Origin of the sequence: Lysinibacillus sp. FSL L8-0126, from assembly GCF_038630385.1 — a bacterium.
Classification (GTDB): domain Bacteria; phylum Bacillota; class Bacilli; order Bacillales_A; family Planococcaceae; genus Lysinibacillus; species Lysinibacillus fusiformis_D.
Map to the genome: position 1 here is coordinate 2,468,305 of NZ_CP152028.1, position 19,716 is coordinate 2,488,020.

Below are 19,716 nucleotides of genomic sequence, written 5' to 3' on the forward strand. Positions count from 1 at the left end.
AGCATAGATTTCGAAGGTGAATAAAACTGCGCCATAATGTAATGACGAAAGGGAATACCTGTATTAAAGGTAATTCCCTTTTATTGTACAAAACGAATCCATATTACTCCTTCAACGTAATCATTACAGTATAAATTTACTATCTTATTGATTAAAATTACATAGAAATATAAAATGTATATATTGAGCTTTTTGTAACATATTTCATAATTAGGTATTTAAAAAGATGTTTCCCCTGAGTAGGATTTATTTTTTATGAAAAGATTGATACATAAGAATAGTACCAATGGATCGTTATTATTTTTTGCATTCAAGAACAAAAGATTTTCAATAGCAATATTACATAATGGGGAAAGCGTAAAGGGGTAATGAACAGTGTTAAAAGTTAAACATATTGCAATCGGTGTTGGTCTCATTTTAATGTTGTCTGCTTGTAATGATGAAAAAGTTATAAAAGAAAAAAATATGGAAAGCGGTATTGAGGCAGAGATTTTAACATTAGAAACACTTATAAAAGAAAGGAAATATGAGGATCTTTTAGTTGAAATGGAAACTTTAGATGTATCAGAATCAGAAATTGATAAAGTTAGAGCAGTTGGTACAAAATTTGTAGATCAATTAATACAGGAAAAAAATGTACAATTCTTGGGATCTAAATATAACAGAATGAGAATCGTTTTGAATCGTGAAGATTGGAATAAGGTTGTAAAAATTATAGAAGAAGAGAAAAAGTTAAAATTAGATGAGATGGAACAAGCAGTCAGAACAAAAGATTTCCTAAAAGTTCAAGAACTATATGAAAATACAAAAGTACTAGAAGACAATGAAGAATTTTTAGCAATGTATAATTATGCTTTATATTTACAAACCGATCAGAATTCCTATAAGGCTTCAGGAGCACTAGCACTTGCTGTAAATCCTAAATACTTTGGAAGAATGAGGGATGAAATTGTAGCAGGAATAACAAATACGTCTTATGCCAATCCATCATCGTTTGGGCCAATAACTCTAAATGATTGGGGATGGATAGAACATGAATATCGAAGTAATTTATATACAATGGAGAGAAGAGCTGAAGAAAAAAAAGTAATGAATGAAAAAATTGAAAATGCAAGGGGGATGAATCCTACACTTGGAATGACATATGACGAAGTATTAGCATCACTATGGGGCGCACCTTATGATATTAATAGAACAGTAACAGAATACGGGTCTTATGAACAATGGGTTTATGGAAACGGGCAATATCTTTATTTTGAAGATGGTATATTAACTAGTTTCCAAGATTAAATAATTCTTTTAGGAGTTTAAATCAATTTCACAAATGCATTTTATTATTTACTGTTCGTAAATGTATAAAAATCGTTTGAACGTTGGTGCTCCATCTTCTGAATGATCCTAACTCAATTTCAAAAAGGGAACATCTAAGTTTTAGATTGTTCCCCTTTATTTCATTGGTCAATAATATGTTTTTCCTTATTTAATATAGGAATAACTAAAAATGCGTAGCGAACTCAAATATTACCCTATCCCATATAAACACTCTCACAAGTATCTGGAGCTGGTTCATAGAAGCAATGATTTTTGAATTGACCAGTAAACGGCTGGCCGTACCATGTTGGGGGACATGGGGCATATGGATTGAAGTACCAGAGTGCATATTTTGCTGGATGATCTCGCCAGAAGTCTAAATTTTGTTTCGCTAATCTTTTTTCGGTTTCTCTCGCTCTTTGGTAAAACATATTGCCTTTTTGAACGGCTTCAAAAGAATAATTTCCACCTTGTACCTGGTAAATAACTTGTTCAATGGTTCTAACATCGTTGAAGTCTAAACAAGATGCTACTGCACGATTGACAATGACGTTGCCAACGTATAGCATACCCTGTTGTCCTTCACCCTCAGCCTCAGCTCTCATCATCCTTGCCATTAAAGCAACGTCTGCATCGCGGTATTTTACTCTTGGCATTTTTACACCTCCACCCTATAGTATGAAAAAGATCAAGGCTAGTTTCGCTTTATCTAGAAATTCGTTGTTTTTCATACTACTCAATAAAAAAACGCCATCATTGCAGTGTACAAAACAGCAAGATGGCGTCTTTAGATTAAAAATTCTTTTTAAAATAAGGTGTTTTTTTCAGTACAACACATACTGGAATGGCGATCATTAAGCCTACAAAGTTTTGAATGACGTCTCCTGGAATGGATGCCATCGGTGCAATCCAGCTATTGAACATAATGGCTTGCCCCACATAGTAAACGGCAATCATCACAGGCATGGATACGACGGCCCCTAAAATATTCAGCCCAAGATTATCACCTGTATGTCCTTTTGACCAGGCGATTTTACCAACGATGAAGCCTTGTAATGCACGTGAAATAATAGTAGTCGGTGCCCAGATTAACCAGCCGCCTACGATATCGAATAAACCCATTCCGATGGCTCCAGCAAGTGCCCCTTTTTTAGGTCCGAATAAAATGGCTGAAATGAAAAGCATGGATGTCCCTAAATGAATAAGTCCACCTTGCCCGATCGGTAGCTTAAGATTGATGAACATGGTAGCTACGAAAACAAGTGCTGCTAAAATAGCTGTAATGACTAAATCAAATGTTTTCGTGCGTGATTTTGTAAAGGATGATGGCCTTTGTATATTTTGCATTTATCTCTTCCTCACTATGATGAATATTTTGATGATTTTTACTTTAGCAAAGGACTGACTGTTGTGAAAGTGTCAATTTTATAAAAAAATTAGAGGTCAGATTGAGGTTATTTTCGCATCTTTCTAATTGTGATACGATGAGGTAAGTATAAGCAGGATGAGTTAGGTGGAATGAATGATGAAAAAAGTTGCTGTAATTCAAGATATGTCATCCTTTGGGAAGTGCTCGTTAACGGCTGCGATACCTGTACTGTCTGTAATGGGCGTACAAGCAGTACCGCTTCCAACAGCTATTTTAACGGCGCAAACAGGGTATTCGAGTTTTTATTGTGAGGATTTAACGTCAAAGATGGACTATTTTGTAGATGAGTGGAGCAAGCTTGGAACTACCTTTGATGGCATTCACACAGGATTTGTCACAGGGAAGGAGCAAATCGATAATATCTTTCGTTTTTTGGACGTGTTTCACGCCAATGAAACGACATTGCTTGTTGACCCAGTGATGGGCGATCATGGCGAGGTTTATAAAATGTTTACGGGTGAGTTACTTGATCGAATGAAAGAGTTAGTGAAGTGTGCTGACATTATTACACCAAATGTTACGGAATGCTGCTTGCTTACAGGTTTGTCGTATGAGAAGCTACAGCGCTATCAAAACGATATCGAGTATATTCAGACTCTTGAAGAGGCAGGACAACAGCTACAACAGGCGACTGGAGCGAACGTCATTATTACTGGATTGAATCCACCAACAGCAGCTGCGGGCAAGCGTTATGTTGGCAATATGTTTGTCGATGCGGAGCGGTCTTTCCATAGTATTCGCAACTATAACGGTGAGAGCTATTCAGGTACAGGTGATCTATTTGCATCCGTTGTGATGGGCGGCATGATGCGTGGGCAAGATTTAGTGGAGTCTATGAAGCTGGCAGAGACATTTTTAGCCGCCGCAATCGAAGCTACATCGAAGGAGCAAGTTCCACGCGAGGCAGGCGTACATTTTGAACAGTTTTTACGCATGCTACTTTAGATTATTATTGATTTCCTCTATTGGATATTTGAAAAAGGGTCATTTGATTTTCTTGAAGGATTGATAAATTTATGAGTGGCGAGGGGGCTAATATGAGCTTACACGCCGCTTTTATTTTAGGGCACTATTTGTGACTAAATAATGTGCGTAGAATTTAAAGTTAAAGATTAAAAAATACAATTGAGGTTATAAGTTTGATATGGGCAGCCTTTTTAATTTCTATTAGCTAAGTTTATTACTTAATCGTGTGCAAGCAGTGTATCTTTCTCTTTTCACTTTGTATTAAAATATTTTGAACAAGCGATTGTGAGCTTACTCGTTTTGGGAAGTTAAGTGTTGTTAGGGTGCAGAAAAAACGTAGTGTGCTGTAATAAAAGGTTTCTTCTTATTTCGTCATAATAAAAATGTTATAATGAAAAGGAAAGCCAGTTTTGATTGAAGTACAATCAAAATTGGCTTTGGTTCTGTTCAACCTCATGTAATACCTTGTTATTTTTTATCACTGTATAATGAGAAAGTGGAAGTTGGTGTATTATGAAGAATCGTAGTCAAATTAAACAAGACCGTGCTCATGAAACGCGTAGGACATTAATTGAGGCTGGGAAAAAAGTATTTTTCGAACTGGGCTTTCAGAAATCAACGATGAAGCAAATTATTAAGGAAGCTGGTGTTGGGCATGGCACAGCTTATGTTTATTTTTCCAATAAAGATGCACTTTTAATAGAAATAATCGATTCGCTTCTTGAAAAAATGTACAATATTGCGAAGTTAAGCTTTGTTCCGAAATCAAAGGAAGAAGCAAGAGAGCAAATTACATTCCAGGTAAAGGCATTCAATAAGCAAGGTATAGAAAACGAGAAGCTCATGAAGCTGGTTCTTGAGGCAATAGGGAGCTCAGAGGAAATTCGTCAAAAATGGTCTCTTGTTCAGCAACACTTTATTGATCATATTGAGAAAGATATTTTATATGTGCAAAATAATAATATTGCATACGCCCATCTAAATGCCAAAGATGTTGCAAATATGTGGTATCACATTAATGAGAGTTTCCTTTGGCGTTGCTTGCAAGACCCAAATGTCTCAATCGAGCAAAATGTAGAATTAATGGTACATTTTTATATGAAAGGCCTCTATACTGATTAACCTCCCCCTGTTGGAGGTTTTTTCTGTTTTATGTATTAAAAATCAATTTTAAAACATAAAAATTCTTTTTTTAAAAAATATTGACACTGTGTCACTTTTTGATAAGATGAATATAAGGTGGTTAAAAGATGACCATGCTACCAATATTTTAGAAAGGTGAGGTGTTTAATATGGAGTTTAATCCTACAAGAGAATACGCAGCTTTTTTAGACAAAAATGATGATTTACAAGGATTTAGAGAACAATTTTATCTTCAGCCAGAGACCATTTATTTTGATGGGAATTCATTAGGGCTTTTATCAAAGAAAGCTGAGGCAAGTCTGTTGACGCTTTTAGATTCTTGGAAACAGTACGGCATTGATGGGTGGACGCAAGGGGAATATCCTTGGTTTTATTTATCTGAGCAAGTGGGTGCTCAGCTGGCCAAGATTGTAGGCGCGAAACCAGAAGAGGTCATTGCAACAGGTTCTACTACTGTGAATATGCATCAAATGATTGCAACATTTTATAAGCCAACAGGTAATAAAACAAAAATTGTTATTGATGAATTAAATTTCCCAACTGACTTATATGCAGTACAAAGTCAATTAGGTTTGCATTATGAAAATATTGAGGAGCATATTCAATATGTTCGTAGTAAGGACGGGCACTTTTATGCGCACGATGATATTGTATCTGCGATGACAGATGATGTGGCATTGATTATCCTTCCTGGTGTGTTATATCGAAGTGGCCAGATTCTTGATATGGAAGCGCTAACAAAGGAAGCGCATCAGCGTGGTATTCTAATTGGCTTTGATCTTTGTCATTCAGTGGGTTCTATAGAGCACTCACTACATGACTGGGATGTGGACTTTGCCTTCTGGTGTAATTATAAACATTTAAACGGAGGTCCTGGTGCTGTCGCTGGATTATTCGTCAATGAGAAGCATTTTAATACAAAGCCAGGCTTGGCAGGTTGGTTTAGCTCGGCTAAAGAAAAGCAATTTGATATGGAAACAAGCCTTATACAGGCACCAGATGCAGGTGCTTATCAAATGGGCTCACCACATTTATTAAACCTTGCGCCACTGCTAGGTGCGTTGGAACTCTTTAATGAAGCAGGCATTCAACGTATTCGTAAGAAATCAATTCAGCTAACAGAGTATTTCATTGCACTATACTATCAATATTTGGGCGAATATGGTTTCGAAGTTAATTGCCCAGTAATCAATGAGCAACGAGGTGGACATATCTTTTTAACACATACAGAAGCGGCTCGTATTTGTAAGGCATTAAAAGCGAAGGGAGTTATTCCTGATTTTAGAGCACCAAATGGTATTCGTATCGCACCTGTGGCACTTTATAACACCTTTGAAGAGGTGTATGAAGTCGTTCAAATACTAAAAACAATTATGGATGAAAAATTGTATGAGCAATTCAAAAATGAACGGGAAATCGTTGCATAATAAAGGAGTAATGGAATGATTATTGGTGTACCTAAAGAAATAAAAGTAATGGAAAACCGTGTTGCTTTAACGCCTGCAAGTGCAAGTGTTTTAATAGCTGCAGGTCATATAGTACTTGTTGAATCGAACGCAGGTCTTGGCTCGAATTTTACAGATGAGCACTATATGGAAGCTGGTGCAACCATCGTTCCAAAGGCGAAGGACGTATGGGCTGCCGAAATGGTCCTAAAGGTAAAAGAGCCAATCGCTTCAGAATATGATTATTTTTACAAAGGACAAATCTTATTTACCTACTTACATTTAGCAGCAGATGAAGCATTAACGAAGGCACTTTTAGAAAAAGAAGTAGTAGCCATTGCTTATGAAACGGTCCAATTAGCTGATGGAAGCCTGCCACTTCTTGCTCCGATGTCAGAAGTGGCTGGTCGAATGGCTGCGCAAATCGGTGCACATTATCTAGAAAAAACAAATGGTGGTAAAGGTATTTTACTAAGCGGTGTGCCAGGTGTGGCAAAAGGTAATGTAACCATTATAGGTGGTGGGGTTGTCGGCTATAATGCAGCAAAGACTGCTGTAGGCTTAGGTGCAAATGTAACGATTTTAGATGTCAATCCTGCTCGACTTCGCCAGCTTGAAGAGATATTTGGGGATCGTATTCAAACGTTGCTATCCAATAGTTTCAACATTGCAGAACAATTGAAAACAGCAGATTTGGTTATTGGTGCAGTACTTATTCCTGGTGCCAAGGCGCCCCGACTTGTGACAGAGATGATGGTGAAAGCCATGCAGCCAGCCTCTGTTATCGTAGATGTGGCCATTGATCAAGGAGGAATTGTGGAAACAGCAGACCGTGTAACAACACATGATAATCCAACATACGAAAAACACGGTGTTGTGCATTATGCAGTTGGTAATATGCCAGGTGCAGTGCCGAAAACATCGTCAATGGCTTTAACGAATGTGACATTACCATATGCTATACAAATTGCAGCAAAGGGCTATAAGGAAGCACTATTACAAAACGAATCATTGCGAAAAGGTTTGAATGTTTATCAAGGTCTAATTACAATGCGTAAGGTTGCTGAAGCTTTACAGCTACCATATGAAAGCGCAGAGGATCTATTAAAAGGTCAAATTGTGTAATTGTACTCGAAGAACTGAGATTATATGAATGTAAAAAGAAATTGAAAAGGTCTGAGTTCAGTATAGTATAGGAACTCAGGCCTTTTATATAGTAGCATCTTTATCTGGCTGTTAGCTATGTGTACGATCAATAGACTTTTAGAACTGAATGGCTTTGCTTTCTAATAGTATTAAGATCAAGTATACATCTGGTTTTCTAGGAGCTATTTTTCCATTTCATTCATCTAAAAAATACCTCCAAGACGGATAGAGAATTTCCTATCCTTTATCAGTCTTGGAGGTATCTTATTAGTTTTAGCGCTTTAACAACTATGCTATATGGTTTCTACTTGCTCTTCCTCAAGATCATTTGTGATGACACGATTTTTTGCTATGTTTATTCGTTTCCAAATATAATAGCAGATGGAAATGAAGATAAGCCAAGGGAAGCCGACAAGTAATGTTGCTTTAAAATCAGGAGAGAACCATGTTGATAATACGACAGAAGCTAATAGAACGGCTCCTAAAATGGTTAGATAAGGATAACCAATCATACGTACAGGTAGTTTTTCTCCATCTATCGGTTTGTATTTTTTACGGAAAAATAGATGCGTAATGAAAATCATAAACCACGCAAACATAGCGCCAAAGCTTGAAATTGAAATCATAAGCGATAAAGCTGATTCTGGCTTGAAAATCGAAAATGCTGTAGCAATGATAATACCGATAACAGATGCGAGCAATGCCCTCGTCGGAACTTGTCTTTTGTTAAGCTTACCCAATTGCTTCGGAGCAAAGCCACCCCGTGAAAGTGAGAACATCATACGAGTAGAAATATAAAGCTGGCTATTCATAGCCGAAAGCGCTGCGATTAGAACAACAAAGTTCATCATGGATGCGCCACCAGGAATATTTAATATTTCCATTACTTTAACGAATGGGCTCTTGTCTGCACCTGCCATTCCCCAAGGGACAATCATCAGCATTAGTACAAGTGTTACAATATAAAATAAAATTAAACGAATCACAGCTGATTTTAATGCAATTGGGACAGCTTTCCTTGGGTTCTCTGCTTCCCCAGCACTTACAGCAATCATTTCAATACTTAGATAACTAAATAATGAAATAAATATACCCATCCACATTCCCCAAAAACCATGTGGGAAAAAGCCGCCATCATTGAAGTAGTTTTGGATGCCAATATTGGAGGAGCTATCTGCCCCGAAAATAACAATACTAGCTAAAATAATAAAGCCGACAATCGCAGTGATTTTAATAACGGAGAACCAATATTCTACAGCGCCAAATAATTTCACTGTGGTAGCGTTTACATAAAGCAGTATAGCAGCAAATAATATAATCCATACAGCATTGGGTACACTTGGGAACCAATACCGCATATAAAGGGCAACAGCGGTCACCTCTGTACCAATTGAACAGATTAATGAGAACCAATAGGAATACCGAATAGCAAATCCTGCCCAAGAATTTACGTATTTTTCAGCATAAGCACCAAATGATCCAGTTGTAGGGTGCGCAACCGTCATTTCTGCGAGACAACCCATTAGTAATAGTGCAATGAGAGCTCCTATAGCGTAACTCACAATAACACTTGGACCAGCTAGACCGATGGCTAAGCTACTGCCGAGAAATAACCCTGTCCCAATGGCACCTCCAATGGCAATCATCGTAATTTGATTTGTCTTTAATCCCTTGTTTAAACCTTGCTCACGTTCCATAATGTCTTCCATACTGTGGTTATGTTTAACCATTCTTTCATCCCCTTTGTGTAAATTTCATCTTTCATAGATCAACTTCTTTCTATCATTTCTAAAAAATCTGGTGAATCTATGCATATACTAAATTAAAAATGACACAGTGTCAATATAATATGTCGTAATTTTCTGAATATATATCTTTTTTTCTCTTTAATGTATGTAATTTGGTTTGTTTATTTTATCAACAACGGATTATAATCACTAAAAGTAAGGTGTTTCATATATAACTATCCTTTATGCTTAATAAAATCATTTCCGTAAATAATTGATACTATATCACTTATTTAGTAGAGGTTATGCTTGATAAGAAAACAAATCTCCTGAAAAATCCCTAGTGTTATACGAAAATGATGTCTTCTATAAATAACCAGCAACTGTATAGCTTGAAAATATGCATTGGGTTTGCCTAGCAAAATCTTTTAAGAACGCTTGCAAAACGATTGTTTCGTTAAGGTTGCTCTATGTCTTGATTACTTAGTACAAAGTGTATTTTTCTTGTACTGCTAATAGTGTTCACCGACAGTATAAGAGTGTGTTTCGCGATACTGCTAGACATCTATTTTAACCTCCTTCATTTTCCTGAAAAAATACATCAAATGCTATTCGCTATGGTCGATAAAAATGAAAAGTGTTATAGGAGGGGAAGAATGGAAATTAGGCTTTTAACAGCAGCAGATGCTGCGGTATATCGTCAATTGAGATTAGAGGGACTCCAAATGAATCCGGAGGCATTTGGTTCTAGCTTTGAAGAGGAAAAGGATATGGGGCTTGCCTTATTTGCAAGTAGACTCGAGGGTCAGGAATCGTTTACATTCGGGGCATTTGAACAGAATGATTTGCTGGGCGTTGCGACATTGGTACAGGAAAATAAAATGAAGCTAAAGCATAAAGCGAACATTTTTGCCGTTTATGTTTCTCCAAAAAAGCGAGGGCTTGGCTTAGGTAAACATTTAATGTTAGCCGTCATTAATCAAGCAAAGGTATTAGCGGTCGTTGAGCAGATCAATTTAACGGTTGTGTCTTCCAATGATTCAGCAAAAGGGCTATATAAATCGCTAGGCTTTCAGGTGTTTGGAACAGAAAAGCGTGCGTTAAAAATAGGACAGCAATATGTTGATGAAGATTATATGGTGCTGTACATCTAGTAAAAAAAGAAATGCCTTTGAAGTCAGCCTTCAAAGGCTATAAATTTTTATGGTGAACTCCAATGGAACAATGAAAATAATGCAATGACTAAAGTAATACCAGCCATAACAAGTATAAGTAAAGTGCTAACAATGGACACTTTCTTTTTAAGTAGCCATATACTCAACACAATAATAATAATTGATAAGGGGAGTGTCAGCCAAAATCCTAGATTGCCTAAGTATTCAATTTGAATGGCGAATGAATCGTAAAAGTAATTATAGGAAATGCCAAGCATGATAAAAAGGGTCATGACAATATTCGGTGACAGCATGTTATTGTGATTCATAAAATCCCCTCCCATCTAAAAAGTATTTGTTCTTACATATATTGTATGAATTTGCACGGTTAAGTCACACGGCAGCATTCCTTTTAAAGAGTGCTGCCGTAAATTTTTTTAGGCTGATTATTGCTCCATTTTATCTAATAATCTCAAGATGACCGCTTCTAAAACCTCTATTTTCTTTTCGAATCGCACAAAGAGATAGATGGTAATGGCAATAGGGAAACCAGAGTTTCCAATTAAGCTAACCCATATTTGAATCGTTTCAGGTGTAATCATGACATCTTCCTCCTTCAATATTGTTGTGCCTTACAATGACTAAAGTGAATTGCTGCACCATAAAATCAATATAAATTAATCTTAAATAGAACATTTGTTCTGTTTTTGGTTTATAATAGAGAGAGGATATTCACTTTATTTAGCAAGAAGACGGATAGATAGGAGTGATAATAATGTGTAATGAGCATCAAAAAATAGAGGCGTTTTTTCGCAGGAATATAGAGCAGATTAAAAATCCAATTATTAGAAGTTTTTTAGCTGATGCTAAAAATCTTTATTTGGTTCGAAATGCCATTTTATATCCAACCGATTGTAATAGGAAAATGGTTGATGAAATTTTTCAAACTCACTATATAAGGGTTCGAAAAATAACATATGTCAGCAGTTTAATTTATTTCTTCAGCTTGGATTTTGATAAAAAAAGGAGAAGATTGCAAAACCGCTTCTTATTAATCGTAGATAATGACCTATTTGAGACTGAGTGTACTAGAGGAGACGTAAGAATTGAGGGAGGATTATTGGACATGGTTGAAAACGAACAGCTCTTTAAAGCTTTAAAAACATTAACGGGCAAGCAACTTCAAATTTTAGAGCTGATTTATGTCAAAGATTGTACGATTAAAGTAATAGCAGAAACATTACACACATCACCTCAAAATATATCCAATCTACATCGAAAGGCATTAAAGAAACTTCAGCAGATGCTTAAAAAAGGGGAGAGATAATCAATGGAAAACAACTACAATGAGGAGACGCTAATAATCATTGAGAACTTCATGCCAAAAATTAAGCAGTGTCTTCATCAAACAAGTTATCAGGACAGAGAGGATCTGGAACAGGAGATCAAATTAAAAATTATTGAAAAAATGGCGACAAAAGAATTTAAGGACACACCTGGATTTTGGGATTTCTTTACATGAAAAAAAGAAAAGAGCAATTTTCCTTTTTAATGGGATAATTGCTCTTTTGAATCATTAACCTTTTAAGAAGTCTGGTTTAGCAAAGCTTGGGTTTGGATATGTGTAGAAGCCCTCGCCAGTTGCACGACCAAGCTTACCTTTTTCAATGTACTCTGTTTTTAATAGGTTAGCTAATTTTTTCATGTTTTCATCGTCAGTAGCATTTGCTTTCGCTTCCACAATGTTATAGGCTGTGTTAATGCCGACGATGTCTAGGATAGCAAATGGCCCAAGTGGAGCACCAGTACCAATCATCCATGTTTTATCAATCGTTTCTGGATCAGCTACTTCCTTTACAAGCAAAGATTCAGCTGCATCTAAAAATGGCACAAGCAATGAGTTTAAAATATAGCCAGGTTGTTCTTTATATAATGGTAGAGGTACCATGCCGATTGCACGTGCAAATTCTACAACCTCATCAAATACTGTCATATCTGTACCAGGATGTTTCATAATTTCAGCTGTATTGTTTTTCCAAATAGTATTTGCAAAGTGGAGAGCTAAAAATTTCTCAGGGCGTCCAGTTGCCTCAGCAAATTGACTAGGTAATAAAGTAGACGAGTTTGTTGCAAAGATTGTTTTTGCTGGTGCTACTTTGCCTAGATTTGTGTAAAACTCAGTTTTGATGCTCACAACCTCAGGAATGGCTTCAATTACAAGGTCTGCATTCGCAACAGCTTGAGCTAAGTCACTATTAAAAGTAAGACGTGCATAAGCAGCATCTACTTCTTCTTGTGTCGCACCTAGGTCTTGTTGATACAAGGGTTTTAAATTTGTAATGCGATCCTGTGCATTTTTTAGAGCCTCGTCATTAATGTCGTAAACGGTTACATTAAAACCTTTGAAAGCAGATTGGTAAGCAATTTGACTTCCTAATACACCGCTACCTGCAACCGTAATGTTTTGATAATTCATCGAAATTCCTCCTTTGAAATTGTTACATTAATATAATAGTGTGGATAGGTAGATAATCCTTCGTTACAATTCCATACTACTTCTAACCTTCAATAAAAATCAAATGATAGACTCTAATATTATAGAGATATAAAGCTTTATGTGATGTTCCTTATCAAGTATGTACCCAATAATAAAGAAATATAACGTTAAAAAGAACAGCTTTTAAGCTGTCCTCCATGTTAAAGATAATTCACTGTAGTAAACATGCCCCCAATACCAGGTGCGCCATTGTTTGTAACATGATGGGGCATATGGCAATGGATGGGCCAGATACCAGGGTTATTAGCCGTAAAGCTTATATCCCATGTTTCACCAGAGGCAACAAGAATGGTGTTTTTAGCAATTTGTGTGTGGCTAGCGATAGGAAAACCATCTGCCCCAACGACATGGAATTGGTGACCGTGTAAATGGATGGGATGGTGATGCATTTGGATGTTGCCAAAACGAATTTTTACAGTATCACCCAAATGTACGGCTAATGGCTTTGTGAAAGGATAGCATTTGCCATTGATCGTGAAGAAATTAAATTCAGGCTTAATAAAGTTTAAAGGATACGTACCTTTTGTAAGCTTCCCCCAGGATAATTGATCGACAGCCCATTCTTGTAATAGGCATAGATAATCCTTGTGCTGAGAAATGTTTTGTAAGCATGGGTCTTCAACGATAAATCCGCCTAAAAGGCCAGCATTATCTTGCACAGCGACATTCACATGCGAATGATACATATATGTTCCGGGAGGGTTTTTAATTGTAAAATGATAATCGAAATAATGCCCTGGCTCGATAAAAGGTGACGGTTCAATGGGAGGAACACCATCCATTGTGTTCGGGACAAGTAAGCCGTGCCAATGTACACTAGTTTTTTCAGGTAGTCGATTAATGACACGAATACATATATGATCCCCCGGATAAACACGAATGGTTGGCCCAGGTGTGGAACCGTTGTAGCCCCACGCCTGAATGAAGATTCCATCGACAAGCTCCCACGTTATTTCTTCTGCAATCAAAGTGAAAAACTTCGTACCATTTACTTGCATGACATAGGGTAAATCTTTAATACCAGGGGTGATAACCATTAAGAAGCCTCCTGTAAGCATGATTTTCTATTGTATGTTTGTCGTTGTTAAATTTAGGACATGTGAGGCGGATGGTTTCAATAGCATCTATGACTAGAAACACACATAAAAATCATGCTAGTAATTAATATAAGGCGGTAATATTATTAAATTTTTTTAGAAATAATAAAAAATTACCTTGTCGCTTAATTGAATACATGCCGAAATAAAAAGGGAAGTAGTAAAATTTTAGTATGTAATAAATAGGTCTTTCTTATAATTATTGAATTATTTACATATTTTTATAGATTTACTAAGTCCTGTTTTAGTACACTTGGTGTATGAATTGAAGGAGGAAGAACGATGAAAAAAGTAATGTTAGCTGGTGCACTAAGTATTGCATGTTTAACAGGAGGATTTGGTGGACAGGCACAGGCACAGGAAACTGTAAATGTGGCAAATATTATCCATCCAAAGCAGGCTGTTGCAGCTACTAGTCAATTACAGGCAATGTCCTATCAAGATATTTATAAAATGCTATTGCTATCTAAAATAGGCTTTGAGAATGATGAAGTCTCGATTGTTACAACGAAAAATAGTATTACAGTAAAAATTTCGTTAGAGTCGATTCTTCAATCCTACAAGGATGGTACAAACCTATATCCAGAGGGAGAAAAAGAATTTAAAGAAAACTACGAAGAGCTTAAAAAGTTATTCGGTAATGCGATTCAAATAAAAATTACGCAAACTGGCAATGGTTTTAAGAGTGAAGTTTATACAGCAGGGAAATGGGAAGCTGTTAGCACAGAGGATTTAAATGATATGGTTCAAGTATTTGCTCGTGCAGATGTTGAGTTAAAGCCAGGTGGTTATTTTAAGGATGCCATTGGTCATTGGGCTGAGAGCTATATCCAATTGCTATATCAAGCTGATATTATCACGGGTACATCTGCCACAACTTTTAATCCGAATGGACAAGTAACTAGAGGAGAATTAGCGGCCATTATTTTCCGAGCATCTGGCTTAAATGTAAATGAAGATTATGAGGGACCAGCTACTTATACGGACCTGAATGGATTCTGGGGTGCAAAGGAAGTAGCAATTCTAGAAGAGTATGGCTTAATTGATATTTTTAATGGTGAAAAATTTGAGCCGAAAAAGCCTGTTACACGCGAGGAAATGGCATACATTACTGCTAGATATTTAGAAAGTATGGAAGTTAATGTCTCACGAGTGAGCACAACTAATACTTTCACAGATAAAAATCAAATGCGTGGAGAAACAGTAGAAGCTATTGGTCTCTTACAACATTTAGGAATTTTAAATGGCACGAATGGGAAGTTTAACCCGAAAGGAAATCTGACTCGTGCAGAGGTTTCTAAAATTCTAACGCTTACTTTAATGCTACTAAGTGAAGAAGAATAATGAAAAAGGATGTCTCTAATATTAGAGACACCCTTTTTTACTCCACAAGTATATGGAAAATATAGCTGAGGAAATAGCCTAAAAAGAGGTAGATAAAAAATGATTTAAATGAGACTTTCTGTAGCTGATGCAAAATAAATTCAGAAATACTAGCCGTGGCAATTAATCCTATCGATATCCCCATTAAGACCCCTTGTGCTTTCTCCGGTAAAGACCAGTATTGTCCAAACCAAATAAAGATACTAAAGAAAATAGAGAAGATAAAGAAATAAATGAAAAGTCTCCATAGCTTTTCCCCCTGAGAAATAAGTGCGGTTGAAAGAGCAAAGCCTTCTGGAACATGATGAAGAATAATAGAGGCTGTGAGCGAAATACTTAAGGCAGCATTTCCAAGTAAGTTTCCAACAGTGAGACTAATAGGGATTGTATGGATAATCATAGCAAGAGTTAGGAGAGAAACCGATGGATTTTGTGTATGTGAAGCATGAAATAGGGTGTCTAGTAGTTGAAAGATGAAATAACCGATAAAAATGCCTAGTATAATACCGAATGATTGATAGATTTGAAATGAAGAAGGGATGATATCTAGCACAAGTATGCCTACTAGAAAGCCCCCACATAATAATGATAATCCCTGTGTCGTATGCTGAAATAGCTTAGAGAAAATCCAGGCAATCGCACCCCCAATGCTCACACTGAAAAATAGAAATCCGCCAAGTATCATTGCACTCACCTGTAAAGTTCCTCCGCCCTATCATAAACTTGAATGTCATTTTTCCAAATATATGCTAATTGGACATGAATATGCTTGCAAGAATGTATCTAGAAAGCGGTGGATAATTTCATAATGTAGGAAAATAGCGAATTCATTCAATTGACTGAATATTAGTTTAATTTTATACTTTTTAATAGAAAGACCAGATTCATCGATTAAGCTCATATAGGGAGGAATGGTTGAATGAAATGGGATGCAAGTTATGATGTAGTTGTAGTAGGATCAGGTGCAGCAGGATTGACAGCAGGTTTAACAGCAAAATTACAAGGATTGAAATCATTAGTGATTGAAAAAACAGATCGCTACGGCGGTGCTTCTGCTATTTCAGGCGGTGCCTTATGGATTCCGAATAATCATGTCATTAAAGGCGCAGGTGTTCCAGATACACATGAGCTTGCACGCCAATATTTAGATTCAACAATCGGTGATCGTGTGCCAGAAGCGTTAAAGGAAGCTTATATTACGAGAGGACCTGAAATGTTACGCTTTTTATACAATAAAACTAAGCATATGCGCTTCCAGTATGCAAAAGGCTACTCGGATTATTATCCTGAAAAACCCGGTGGCTTGTCACAGGGACGTTCCATTGAACCACTGATTTTCGATTTAACGAAAATGGGTTCTTTAGCTAATACTATGCGTCGGGCAACACTATCAACAAAAGGCTTTACGATGAATAGTTACGAGTTTCATAAGGTGAATATGATTACACGAACGTTGCAAGGAAAAACGACTGCACTGAAATTAGGGGCGCGTTTAGTAAAATCAAAGGTGACAAAGAGTGACCCAGTAGCTTTAGGAGAGGCTTTAGTGGCACGTTTACGGCTCTCTCTTGCGGAGGCAAATGGCGAGCTTTGGCTATCGACTGCCTTTAAAGATTTCATTATGGACAAGGGACGAGTGATTGGCATCGTTGTGGAACGTGATGGGCAAGAGCAGCGCATTGAGGCAAAGAAGGGTGTTGTTCTGTCATCAGGTGGCTTTTCACATAATCAGGCACTCCGCGAAAAGTATTTACCTAGCCCAACGAATGCTGCGTGGACTTCTTCACCAGAAGGGCAGACAGGCGACATCATTGAACCTGGCGTGAAAATTGGCGCTACGTTAGATCTAATGGATAAAGTGTGGGGAGCGCCTTCTGTTATTGATCCGCAAGGGCAACCATTCTTCCTAGTGGCAGATCGCGGTGTACCGAATATGATGGTAGTGGATAGCACAGGGCAACGTTTTGTTAATGAAGCGGCACCCTATCATGAATTTGTAGAGAGGATGTACAAGCATCAAGAAGCTACAGAGCAGGCTGTTCCTTCCTGGATATTGATTGATGCCTCTGCTAAAAGCCGTTATATTTTTACAGGGCTGTTTCCAGGACAAGCCTTCCCGAAAAGTTGGTATGATCATGGCATCGTGAAAAGTGCGGAGACGATTGAAGAGCTTGCCAGAGAAATGGATGTGCCAGCTGTGAGGCTAGTAGCGACGGTAGATCGTTTTAATGACTTTGCACGGAACGGTCATGATGATGATTTTTATCGAGGAGATAGCGCCTATGATAATTACTATGGGGACCCGACATTACCAAATCCAAATTTGGCAGAGATAAAGAAAGCCCCGTTCTATGCATTGCGTTTATATCCAGGAGATATTGGTACAAAAGGTGGTTTAGTTGTGGACGAATATGCTCGGGTGATTAAGAAAGATGGTGAACCAATTGAAGGTTTATATGCTTCTGGCAATTGTTCAGCGTCTATTATGGGAGAAACGTATCCCGGACCAGGAGCGACCATTGGACCTGGTATGACTTTAAGCTATGTGGCGACAACATATATGGCCAAAGGAGTAGCAAAAGAAGAGGCATCACTTGTAAATGTATAAATTGGACGGAACCCTTCCAGCACGCTGATGAGGAAGGGTTTTTACATTGGGGAAATGTTCTAACACTTTCTTGCTAGGAATATAGTGGCTACTAAATGTATGGCGATGAAAACGGAAAAAGGAGCGATTTAGTACGTTGCTAGCTTATAGACTCATCACGGACATTGAAACATTAGAGCCCTATAGAAGTACTTGGTCAGGAATACTTGAACGAGAGCATAATAATAATCCTTTTATTGAATACGAATGGATCTCAACGTGGTGGGCAACACTAGGGGCTCATGACAATGTAGAGATTTATGTAGTCGAAAATGAAGGCATGGCCATTGCTTTTTTTCCGTTCATTCATTCTGTGAGGTATGGAATCCATCATTTTAGCTTTATAGGACAAGGATTTGCGACCTATATGGAAGTCATAGCAGAAAAGCGATGGCTAGAGCAGGCAATTGCTTATTTAATAAAGGAATTTAGCCAAAAATATAAGCGTTATTTGTTAGTATTTCATGGCTTGTTAGAAAGTAAAATTACCTCGCAAGCGCTTGAAAAGTATGCCATAGAATACCAGATGCCTTATTCTATATTTCGAACAGTAACATCCTATATAGATTTTCAATCGATCTCATTGGATGAGTTTTTGAAAAAGCACCGGAAAAAATTCAAAGGCTTGAAGCGTCGTGAACATAAATTAAGGTCACTTGGTCAAGTAGTCTTTCAAAGTGTGAAGCACAATCATATACAGGATATGTTTACGTTATTTACAAGAAGATGGCAAAAGAAAATTGATAAAAGTGGTTTTACAGCAAAGCAAACTCGCTTATTTTATGAACGATTAGCCAAAACGAACAGCAAGGTATTACGAGTAGAAGTAGATCATTTGCAATTTGAAGGGCAGTGGATTGCTTTTACCATTGATCTATGCTGTAGAGAGCGTAACTTCTGTCAGGCAATGGGACATGAGCCTGATTTCAATCTATTTGGTCCTGGTCGCATCATAGAAAAAGAAAATATGTTAAAAGCCCATGACTCTGGCTATCGTTATTATGACTTAGGAAGTGGCTATGAGCCATATAAGTTTGAATGGTATACACATATTGATTTCACAAGGAAGTTTGTCATGAGTACAAAAGGGGTCAAAGAGCGTGTTATTCGAACATGGATGGTATTTCGTGATCGCCTGAAAAGTCTATTAACGAATAATCATCAGCTAGTGAAATTGAAGAGAGATCGACTAGGGGAACTGCGTTATTTTGTGAAGAATGCCAGTGCAAAAAATTGGTTAAAGGCTTTAACAAGCAGACTCCAACGAATTCTAGCCATTCATATATTAGACGTTTATATCGCAGAGCAAAATCAAGCAAAAGAATTAGTAAACTTTCAAGAGATAACAATGAAGGATATCATGACGCTGAATGAGCGAGCACATTATGTTGCAAGTTTCTATAAGGGCTATCGGCTGTTTGGGGAAAACAATCAAGTTTTATATAGGAGACACGATAAAATAGCAATTGAAGAAATGCTTGACTATTCTTATGAGCTGCCAGAAAATATGTCCTTTATCAGGGAATATGATAGCCAGCGACTAGCTGACATTGTGGCTGATGTGCAGCGTGAAGGGAGAGCGGTTTGTACAATCGCTTCATGGTATGATGGACAAAGGCGGCACAAGCTTCAGTATGCTGGGTTCCATAAGGTAGCCAAAATTCACATTGTGAAGTTGTTCAAATGGCGAAAAATATATCAATTCTAAAAA

General features: G+C 37.2%; 19 protein-coding genes. 11 read left to right on the plus strand and 8 right to left on the minus strand.

Annotated elements, in window-relative coordinates:
* Window positions 1-375: 375 nt before the first annotated feature.
* Entirely contained in the window at window positions 376-1,290 is a 915-nt protein-coding gene (locus MHI34_RS12050; RefSeq protein ID WP_058844805.1) for a hypothetical protein, read from the plus strand.
* 236 nt (window positions 1,291-1,526) lie between these two features.
* Here the strand turns inward: MHI34_RS12050 and MHI34_RS12055 are convergent, their stop codons facing one another.
* Together MHI34_RS12055 and MHI34_RS12060 are read right to left on the minus strand one after the other, a co-directional pair.
* A complete protein-coding gene (locus MHI34_RS12055) occupies window positions 1,527-1,967 on the minus strand; it encodes a cell wall hydrolase (protein ID WP_036122904.1) in 441 nt (146 codons plus the stop codon).
* 136 nt (window positions 1,968-2,103) lie between these two features.
* Window positions 2,104-2,658 (minus strand): ECF transporter S component, encoded by a 555-nt coding sequence (locus MHI34_RS12060; protein WP_036122901.1) that lies wholly within the window; start codon window positions 2,656-2,658, stop codon window positions 2,104-2,106.
* A 178-nt stretch (window positions 2,659-2,836) separates the two neighbouring features.
* Here MHI34_RS12060 and MHI34_RS12065 point away from each other — a divergent pair, with 178 nt between their 5' ends.
* The 4 genes from MHI34_RS12065 (at window position 2,837) to ald (ending at window position 7,419) form a co-directional block, all read left to right on the plus strand.
* Window positions 2,837-3,685: a pyridoxamine kinase gene (locus tag MHI34_RS12065; protein ID WP_036122898.1), complete on the plus strand. Its 849-nt coding sequence runs from the start codon at window positions 2,837-2,839 to the stop codon at window positions 3,683-3,685.
* Window positions 3,686-4,219: 534 nt separating this feature from the next.
* Window positions 4,220-4,828, plus strand: coding sequence for a TetR/AcrR family transcriptional regulator (locus MHI34_RS12070; protein WP_036122895.1), 609 nt, complete (start codon window positions 4,220-4,222; stop codon window positions 4,826-4,828).
* Between the two features lie 161 nt (window positions 4,829-4,989).
* Window positions 4,990-6,276, plus strand: coding sequence for a kynureninase (gene kynU / locus MHI34_RS12075; protein ID WP_170829884.1), 1,287 nt, complete (start codon window positions 4,990-4,992; stop codon window positions 6,274-6,276).
* 15 nt (window positions 6,277-6,291) lie between these two features.
* Window positions 6,292-7,419: an alanine dehydrogenase gene (gene ald / locus MHI34_RS12080; protein WP_342503485.1), complete on the plus strand. Its 1,128-nt coding sequence runs from the start codon at window positions 6,292-6,294 to the stop codon at window positions 7,417-7,419.
* Between the two features lie 314 nt (window positions 7,420-7,733).
* Here ald and MHI34_RS12085 read toward each other — a convergent pair whose 3' ends face one another.
* Window positions 7,734-9,170: an amino acid permease gene (locus MHI34_RS12085; RefSeq protein ID WP_036122875.1), complete on the minus strand. Its 1,437-nt coding sequence runs from the start codon at window positions 9,168-9,170 to the stop codon at window positions 7,734-7,736.
* A 653-nt stretch (window positions 9,171-9,823) separates the two neighbouring features.
* Between MHI34_RS12085 and MHI34_RS12090 the strand changes: the two genes are divergently transcribed.
* A complete protein-coding gene (locus MHI34_RS12090) occupies window positions 9,824-10,321 on the plus strand; it encodes a GNAT family N-acetyltransferase (RefSeq protein WP_330493708.1) in 498 nt (165 codons plus the stop codon).
* Window positions 10,322-10,368: 47 nt separating this feature from the next.
* Here the strand turns inward: MHI34_RS12090 and MHI34_RS12095 are convergent, their stop codons facing one another.
* Window positions 10,369-10,650 (minus strand): hypothetical protein, encoded by a 282-nt coding sequence (locus tag MHI34_RS12095; protein ID WP_230593837.1) that lies wholly within the window; start codon window positions 10,648-10,650, stop codon window positions 10,369-10,371.
* Window positions 10,651-10,767: 117 nt separating this feature from the next.
* A complete protein-coding gene (locus MHI34_RS12100; protein WP_080717074.1) occupies window positions 10,768-10,923 on the minus strand; it encodes a YvrJ family protein in 156 nt (51 codons plus the stop codon).
* A gap of 173 nt (window positions 10,924-11,096) precedes the next feature.
* Between MHI34_RS12100 and MHI34_RS12105 the strand changes: the two genes are divergently transcribed.
* Both MHI34_RS12105 and MHI34_RS12110 read left to right on the plus strand, forming a co-directional pair.
* Window positions 11,097-11,648 carry a sigma-70 family RNA polymerase sigma factor gene (locus MHI34_RS12105; RefSeq protein WP_340809389.1) on the plus strand — a complete coding sequence of 184 codons (552 nt, stop codon included), beginning with the start codon at window positions 11,097-11,099 and terminating at the stop codon, window positions 11,646-11,648.
* Between the two features lie 3 nt (window positions 11,649-11,651).
* Window positions 11,652-11,843: a hypothetical protein gene (locus tag MHI34_RS12110; RefSeq protein WP_058844808.1), complete on the plus strand. Its 192-nt coding sequence runs from the start codon at window positions 11,652-11,654 to the stop codon at window positions 11,841-11,843.
* A 54-nt stretch (window positions 11,844-11,897) separates the two neighbouring features.
* Here MHI34_RS12110 and MHI34_RS12115 read toward each other — a convergent pair whose 3' ends face one another.
* A complete protein-coding gene (locus tag MHI34_RS12115; RefSeq protein ID WP_342503486.1) occupies window positions 11,898-12,797 on the minus strand; it encodes a 3-hydroxyacyl-CoA dehydrogenase in 900 nt (299 codons plus the stop codon).
* A 221-nt stretch (window positions 12,798-13,018) separates the two neighbouring features.
* Window positions 13,019-13,915, minus strand: coding sequence for a copper oxidase (locus tag MHI34_RS12120; RefSeq protein WP_342503487.1), 897 nt, complete (start codon window positions 13,913-13,915; stop codon window positions 13,019-13,021).
* A gap of 342 nt (window positions 13,916-14,257) precedes the next feature.
* Here MHI34_RS12120 and MHI34_RS12125 point away from each other — a divergent pair, with 342 nt between their 5' ends.
* Window positions 14,258-15,319 carry an S-layer homology domain-containing protein gene (locus MHI34_RS12125; RefSeq protein WP_342503488.1) on the plus strand — a complete coding sequence of 354 codons (1,062 nt, stop codon included), beginning with the start codon at window positions 14,258-14,260 and terminating at the stop codon, window positions 15,317-15,319.
* Window positions 15,320-15,356: 37 nt separating this feature from the next.
* On the opposite strand, the gene MHI34_RS12130 is transcribed toward MHI34_RS12125, so the two are convergent.
* Window positions 15,357-16,043, minus strand: coding sequence for a ZIP family metal transporter (locus tag MHI34_RS12130; protein ID WP_230593770.1), 687 nt, complete (start codon window positions 16,041-16,043; stop codon window positions 15,357-15,359).
* A gap of 234 nt (window positions 16,044-16,277) precedes the next feature.
* On the opposite strand from MHI34_RS12130, the gene MHI34_RS12135 reads away from it, so the two are divergent.
* Both MHI34_RS12135 and MHI34_RS12140 read left to right on the plus strand, forming a co-directional pair.
* A complete protein-coding gene (locus MHI34_RS12135; RefSeq protein ID WP_342503489.1) occupies window positions 16,278-17,966 on the plus strand; it encodes an FAD-dependent oxidoreductase in 1,689 nt (562 codons plus the stop codon).
* A gap of 136 nt (window positions 17,967-18,102) precedes the next feature.
* Window positions 18,103-19,713 (plus strand): GNAT family N-acetyltransferase, encoded by a 1,611-nt coding sequence (locus tag MHI34_RS12140; RefSeq protein WP_342503490.1) that lies wholly within the window; start codon window positions 18,103-18,105, stop codon window positions 19,711-19,713.
* Window positions 19,714-19,716: the final 3 nt, after the last annotated feature.